The 7756-nt window shown below is 39.5% G+C and carries 5 protein-coding genes and 1 other RNA gene; 1 reads left to right on the top strand and 5 read right to left on the bottom strand.

All coding sequences use genetic code 11. The features are described from left to right. Nucleotides 1-140: 140 nt before the first annotated feature. The 4 genes from ABD814_RS10645 to smpB all read right to left on the bottom strand — a co-directional run bounded on the left by ABD814_RS10645 (nucleotide 141) and on the right by smpB (nucleotide 4270). Nucleotides 141-1595: a glycoside hydrolase family 32 protein gene (locus ABD814_RS10645; protein ID WP_344912972.1), complete on the bottom strand. Its 1455-nt coding sequence runs from the start codon at nucleotides 1593-1595 to the stop codon at nucleotides 141-143. Between the two features lie 24 nt (nucleotides 1596-1619). After that, entirely contained in the window at nucleotides 1620-2999 is a 1380-nt protein-coding gene (locus ABD814_RS10640; RefSeq protein WP_344912971.1) for a PTS transporter subunit EIIC, read from the bottom strand. A gap of 353 nt (nucleotides 3000-3352) precedes the next feature. Continuing rightward, nucleotides 3353-3715: a transfer-messenger RNA gene (gene ssrA / locus ABD814_RS10635) on the bottom strand. A 90-nt stretch (nucleotides 3716-3805) separates the two neighbouring features. Next, nucleotides 3806-4270, bottom strand: a complete 465-nt coding sequence (gene smpB / locus ABD814_RS10630; RefSeq protein ID WP_344912970.1) for an SsrA-binding protein SmpB — start codon at nucleotides 4268-4270, stop codon at nucleotides 3806-3808. Nucleotides 4271-4602: 332 nt separating this feature from the next. Here smpB and ABD814_RS10625 point away from each other — a divergent pair, with 332 nt between their 5' ends. Further along, nucleotides 4603-4794: a hypothetical protein gene (locus tag ABD814_RS10625; RefSeq protein ID WP_344912969.1), complete on the top strand. Its 192-nt coding sequence runs from the start codon at nucleotides 4603-4605 to the stop codon at nucleotides 4792-4794. Nucleotides 4795-5477: 683 nt separating this feature from the next. Here the strand turns inward: ABD814_RS10625 and rnr are convergent. Beyond that, a complete protein-coding gene (gene rnr / locus ABD814_RS10620) occupies nucleotides 5478-7727 on the bottom strand; it encodes a ribonuclease R (protein ID WP_344912968.1) in 2250 nt (749 codons plus the stop codon). Nucleotides 7728-7756: the final 29 nt, after the last annotated feature.

Here is a 7756-nt window from a genome sequence, read left to right as displayed (position 1 = left end):
ACAGCCATAACCCTTCATGTATATGGGGTCATGGCTGTTTTTTCTTTGTTTTAACTGCAAAACTCAGGTTATTATAGCACGTTTTCAAAATAGCTAAAACCCCAACAAAAAAACCACCCAACTCGGGTGGTTTCTAGCGCCTAATCAAGCGCCCATTTATTGATCGTTAATTTTGCTTGGCCTTCGAAAGCAACCAGATCATGATTTTGCTCCGGATACATTCGTGTCGTCAACACATAATCACCATCATTAACAAATATCTCTAGCGAAGAACGATCAGAAAAAATATGCAACTGAGTCAAGCCGTCAAGTTCAACTGTACGCTGATCTCGACCAAAACCAGACGCTCCTAACTCTAAATGTAAACGTTTATTATCATGATCATAACGAAGCACTGTATCCTGTCTCAAATGAAGTACAAGCTCACTTTCAACACGCTCAACCTCAACAATCAGTTCATAAACTTCACCAAATAACTGCTCATTCTGATAATGATCAGTCAATTCAAAAGTATCTTCAAAATGTTGTCCGCGAAGTTTTTTATACTCAGGCAGGGGTCTCTGCTTTAAGCGCCCCTGTTCAATCGACAGTTCTCGAGGCAATGTCATAGCATGTTGCCAGCCCTGTTCAACAGTTGGATTCGTAATCGCCCCATCCTCATCAGGCAAACCCATCCAACCCCATAAAATACGCCTCCCCTGCTCATCCAAGAATGTTTGTGGCGCATAAAAGTCAAATCCACGATCTAGCTCAACAAATTTTTCCTGACTAGAAAACTGCATCAGAGACGGATCAAGCTTACCTAACATATAGCCCGCTTGATAAACATTTTGATAGAGGTATCCTTCCGGCTCAACACCCTGTGGTGAAAAAATTAACACATCTTCACCATCAAGCGAAAAATAATCAGGACATTCCCACATATAGCCCAACTTTTGATCAGGACCTGCAAATACACCTTGATAACGCCAATCAACCAAATTATCCGACTGATAGACGATCACTTGCCCCTGACTCTCTAGATCCCTAGCACCTAGTAACATATAATACCTTTCACTATGCTTAAATACCTTCGGATCACGAATATGCTGACTAAATTCTTTAGGATAATCATCGGCATGAATCACACAACCAACTTTCTGAATCGTAAAACCACCATCATGACTCACCGCATGAACCGTATTCTGCTCACGTCCAGACGAGATATAATCATGGTCACCAAGATGCTTCACATTCCCAGTGTAAAAATAATGAATTTGCCCATCCTCAACATAAGCCGTGCCCGAATACACACCATGCAAATCATAGGGCTGATCAGGATAAAGCGCAATCCCATGATCTTCAAACGTCACTAAATCAGTTGACGTTTTATGCCCCCAATACTTCAAACCACCCTCTGCATCATACGGCGAATATTGATAATACAAATGATAGATACCATCGTGCTGCATCACACCATTTGGATCATTCAACCACCCAATCGGTGGCATCACATGATACTTCAGGCGCCACTGATCCTGGTCAACCATTTTTTCCAAAGACCCTAAGTTCATTTTTTGATAAAAATTGTTTAACTCTTTATGGAGAGGGTTCATTCGTTTCCTCCTTCTTTACTCGTCTCAATTAATTTCATCCCGGATCGTTTTTGATTGCACACGTACAAGAATAAACGCAACACTAAATGAAACAGCGATCACTAAAATATATTGGATAAATACCCAAATGCTACTCGTATAAAGTAATAAGCCAGGTACAAAGGTAATTCCCATACCAGTTGCCGCTAGGCCTAGTATAGACGTCAGCAGGCCACCAGCTGCACCACCGACCATACCTGAGATGAAGATGCGAATATGGCGTAAATTAACACCGAATAGTAATGGTTCAGTAATTCCAAATAAAGTTGAAGCCGTCGAAGATAAGGCATTACTTCGTTTCAATTTATCCCGCATTAACATCGCTGTGGCAATCGCAGCTCCAAACTGACCAGCCATACTTGCTGTTCCTAATGTATTTAACACGTTCACACCTGTATCATTGAGCAAACTTATTTCAATAATACTAAGCGAGTGATGCAGACCCGTTATTACAAGTAATTGCTGGAATGCAGCATAAATGATATAACCAATTCCTAATGGTGCCTCAACTAAATAGACAATTGAATTAATGACACCTGTCTCTAACATTTGCAAAAACGGTCCCAAAATAAGCAACATCACTGTAATCGTAACAGTCAAACTAACAAATGGCGTCACGACTAAATCGAGCATTTGCGGGACAACTTTTCTTAACCATTTTTCTAACTTAGAAATTAACCAACCTGCAACAATCGCTGGAATAATCGATCCTTGATAGCCAACAATCGACACACCAAGCAGTGTTAACGGCTCGGCATCACCACCAGCAACTGCCCACGCATTGGGTAGCTGTGGTGCAACCATCATTAAACCAACGACAATCCCGATAATCGCATTACCACCAAACTTCCGCGTCGCACTATATGCAATTAAAACAGGTAGAAAAGCAAAGGCCGTGTCTGTTAACATTTCAAAAAGCGCTAACCACGTGTCAGACATATCCATCCCAAGTTCAACGAGTAATCCACGTAGCCCCATTAATAAACCAGTCGTAACAAGTGCAGGAATAAGTGGCACTAAAATATCAGCTAACGTTCGTACAACTCTTTGAACAGGATTTAAGTTTTTATAGACATCATCCTTAAAATCTGAATGCTGATCATCACCAGAACTTCCCCCATCCATAACTTGCTCTAAATCTTGATAAACAGCATTAACTATTCCTGTTCCAAAAATAAACTGGTGCTGACCGGTATTGAAAAAGTAACCTTTGTTTTCCGGTATCGCTTCTACTTCTTCCTTACTCACCTTACTATCATCTTTTAAAATGATTCTTAATCGGGTCGCACAGTGTTCATAATTTTGAATATTTTCTTTACCACCAACAACCTCAAGTAATTTGTCAACTGTTTCTTTGTGTTTCATTGTTTAGCCTCCTTTGAAATTATAACTTGAATTTCTCTAAAAAAATGAATGATAACAAGCATACATATTATTGATTTAACCGTTATTGACTTATGTTAAACTCTTTTTGCTTATTTATTTGTTTGTCTTTGAAGTAGTATGTGCATGATTGTAATGAATCATTACTTAGTGAGAAAAGAATAAACAAAAAAAAGGCATCAACCCGATTGATTGGTGACAATTCATATTTTGATCTTTAAACGCAAAAATCGCCTTCTATATAGAAGACGACTTGTGTATGTTGATAAATAATATTGCCACGATTGTTACCACGGCTTGTTAAAAGCCACTCACACCAATAGTTAGCTATGTATTGGTGGAGGCGGTGGGAGTTGAACCCACGTCCAGAGATATCGCCACTCAAGCATCTACATGTGTAGTTGATCTATTAGTGTTTCGCTAGCGATTCCGCCAATCAACAGGCTTTCTCGTAGCTAGTCTGATTGAACTCTTCTAGATGTCTACAGACGGAAGATATCTAGCGTATCCCGCTAAGTTTGAGACCCTAGACCCGGCACACGGGCGATGCTGGGAAGGATCCTTTACCAGTGCTTAAGCAGCTGCTAAAGAGAAATTATTTTCTTTGCCAGTTATTATTGGCGTGTAACGTTTTACGAGCCGTAACCTCGACATGCCACTTGAGCTCAAACTACCCCTGTCGAATCCAGAACGCCCCCGTAAAATAAGGGACAAAACAGTTTAAGCTTCGTATGAAGTTGTTTTGTTTCTACACTTTATTATAACAAATTGACAGGATAATGCAAGTCTTATTGCAAGCTATCTTTCAGCGCACGGTCAACGTCACGCTTAGCTTGTTTTCTTTTCAGGTCTTCACGTTTATCATATTGCTTTTTCCCTTTACCTAAACCGATCAAAATTTTAGCAACACCATTCTTAATATAAATCTTTAATGGAACGAGTGAATAACCTGCTTGTTGTGTTTCACCAATTAATTTGTTAATTTGCTTTTTATGCAGAAGTAGTTTTCGTGTTCGAGTCGGCTCATGATTATAGCGGTTTCCCTGCTCATATGGGGAAATATGAAGATTATACAAAAACACCTCGCCACGTTCAACGCGGGCAAAGCTATCTTTCATATTAACACGACCGGCGCGGATCGATTTAATTTCTGTACCTTGGAGTACGAGTCCCGCTTCATACGTATCCTCAATAAAATAATTATGTGACGCTTTTCGATTTTGAGCAATTGCTTTACTTTGATTTTTGGGCATCATCAACCCTCCTTCACTTTAAGACAGTTACAATTTTAACAGGTTCAGACTACAAATACAATCATCCCAGCAGTTGGGACTCTGTTTAAAATAATAGAAAACAAGCTTTCTACTGGATAGAAATAAACTGACTATGCGATGATAAGGTGATACTTCAATCAGTGGAGGGCTATTGACAATTGCACTGCGATATCTTTTGAATTTAAACCATTATCGAATTACCCCCACTGATCACCGATCAAAAATTAGCTGAGACACGTTTTTAACAAAATGAAAAGCAAGACTGCTGGTTATTGATTTCGGACAATATCAAAGGGGATTCCTATGCGCAAGTGCGTTATTTTTGGGATGATTATTTTAGTGAACCTGGATTATTTGAAACTATTCAATTTGAGCTTGCGCACTCCACTGCAGCGAGGCACGCGTGGTTTGATTTTACTCCTGAGGTATTTGGGAAAATTCCAAATAAAAAAGCCTTTGAAGTTCAAGACGGTTGGGTGTTATACGGTGATTTTATTAAGTAAATATGACAAATAGAGCTAATCGTGCCCTATCTCGCTGGAAAATCGTCAGAGAGGTAATGAATAGCACTTAATCGTACCCTGTCTCGCTAGAAAATCGTCAGGGAGGTAACGAATAGCACTTAATCGTGCCCTATCTCGCTAGAAAATCGTCAGAGAGGTAACGAATAGTACTTAATCGTGCCCTATCTCGCTAGAAAATCGTCAGAGAGGTAACGAATAAGCACTAATCATCAGAGATCCCCTCAAAATCGTAACGATCTCTAACGAATAGGAGTTAATCGTCAGAGATCAACCCCTGAATCAACCCGATATCTAACGAATAGAGGCTAATCGTCAGAAATCAACCTCTGAATCAACCCGATATCTAACGAATAGAGGCTAATCGTCAGAAATCAACCTCTGAATCAACCCGATATCTAACGAATAGGAGCTGATCGTCAGAGATCAACCCCTGAATCGATCCGATCTCTAACGAATAGGGGCTAATCATCAGGTATCTCACTTAAAATACCTTTGATATACAATGAATAGCAACAAATTGTTAGACATTACTCATAAAGGCCCTTAGACATTTAACAAGTACAAAGTTATCCATAACTAACGAAGTTTGTAATTTTCTAAACTAGTACGAACTAAAGCATTCGCCTAAAGGCTTGGCGAACGCTAAGTTTTCTAATGAAAAATTATTTGCGTTTTTTATTCTTGCGCGCTTTCGGTGGTTTAAGTTTTTTACCTTGTTTTTTATTCTTTGATTTTGGTTGTTCATGCTTTGGCGTTTCTTTTCTACGTGCTTTTTGCTTCATACCAACGACTTCGAAGTCAACAGAATGTTCCTCTAGATTGACATCTGCTACTTTAATTGTGATCGCATCCCCAATCCGAAAGACATTGCCGGTACGCTCACCAATTAAGGCAAAACTTCGTTCATCAAAGTGATAGTAATCATCGGTTAAATCGGTGACGTGAACTAAGCCTTCTACAGTGTTTTCTAGTTCAACGAATAAACCAAAGCCTGTCACTGAGCTGATCACACCATCAAATTCCTCGCCGATCTTGTCTTGCATAAATTCTGCTTTTTTCAGGTCGTCTGTTTCTCGTTCTGCATCGACCGCGATCCGTTCGCGTTCAGATGTATGTTTTGCGATTTCAGGCAACTTCGATTTCCAATGGTTTTGTATTTTTTGATCAATTTTACCGTTAATTAAGTAGGTCCGAATTAATCGATGAACAATTAAATCTGGGTAACGTCTAATCGGTGCAGTAAAATGTGTGTAATATTTAGTTGCTAAACCGAAATGCCCGATGCTGTTAAAGTCATATTTTGCCTGTTTTAATGACCGAAGCATCAATTTTGAAATCACCATTTCCTCTTGCTCACCTTTAACGAGATCAAGGACTTGTTGCAACGCTTGCGGATGAACTTCATTTGCTGTTCCTTTTATGTTATAGCCAAACTGACCAACAAACTGATAAAAAGTTTGCAGTTTTTCTTCATCTGGATCTTCGTGAATTCGATAAATAAACGGCATCTCCATCCAATGGAAATTCTCGGCAACAGTCTCGTTCGCAATCAGCATAAACTCTTCAATTAATCGCTCTGCGACGGATCGCTCACGGATAACAACATCTGTTGGGTGACCCGATTCATCAACGAGTACTTGTGCTTCTTTGAAATTAAAGTCGATAGCCCCACGTCCAAACCGTTTTTGACGTAAAATTTCTGCTAAGTCTTCCATCGCTTCAAATAATGGAACAAATTCCGCATATTGATCCCTGACGGATTGATCTTGATCGACGAGGATTTGATTGACCTCTTTATAGGTCATCCTTGCCGAACTATTGATCACACTTTGGAAAATATCGTGACTGACAACAACACCTTTTGGATCGATTTCCATTTCACAGCCCAATGTTAACCGATCTTCACCAGGATTTAATGAACAAATTCCATTTGACAGTCGATGTGGCAACATTGGAATCACTCGATCAACTAAATAAACGCTCGTCCCACGATCGTATGCTTCTTGATCCATCGGTGAATCTTGTTCAACATAATACGATACATCTGAAATATAAACACCGAGCTTATAATTGCCGTTAGCCAATTTTTTAACAGAAATTGCGTCATCTAAATCCTTCGCATCAGCACCATCGATGGTGACGATTTGTTCATCTCGTAAATCACGACGTCCTTCAAGTTCACTTGGCTCAATTGTTTCAGCTGTTTGCTCAGCTTGCTCCATCACTTCTGCTGGAAAATCAATTGCAATTCCGTATTTATGAATGATCGACAAAATATCCATGCCTGGATCATTTTTATGTCCAAGAATTTCAACAATTTCTCCCTCAGCTGACATCGTACCTTCAGGGAATTTAGTAATCTGGACGATCACTTTATGACCGGTAACCGCACCAAGTGATTCACTTTTTTTAATAAAAATATCATTTGGAATCCGTTTATCATCAGCAATGACAAAACCGAAGCTACCTTTGTCTTCATAGGTACCGACAATTCGTGTTGAATGGCGTTCAATGATCTGTTCAACGACACCCTCAAATCGCTTATCACCAACTGGATCGGAGATAATCCGAACAAAAACAATGTCACGGTTCATCGCCCCTTTTAAGTCTGTCGGATTGATGTAGACATCTGCTCTACTTTCATCCTCTGGGATTAGAAAAGCAAACCCCTTCTTATGCATTTGGATTGTTCCTTTAACTAAGCCAATTCGCTCTGGTAGCGAGTAACGGTTTTTCCTCGTTAAAATCAGCTCTCCATCTTGTTCTAAACTGTTTAATGCTTTGATAACTGAAGCAAAAAGTTGACCATCGTTACTGTCAAGTTCTAATGCCGTCATCACTTCCTCAACTTTAAGCGGTCGGTCTGATTCATCTTTAAAAAATCCCAATAGTTTCTCTCTTAAATCTTCCATTATCTCACCTTCTTTCTATTTAATATGTG

The organism is Amphibacillus indicireducens, from assembly GCF_039539605.1.
GTDB classification, from domain to species: domain Bacteria; phylum Bacillota; class Bacilli; order Bacillales; family Amphibacillaceae; genus Amphibacillus; species Amphibacillus indicireducens.
This window is presented reverse-complemented; position numbering and strand designations above follow the sequence as displayed.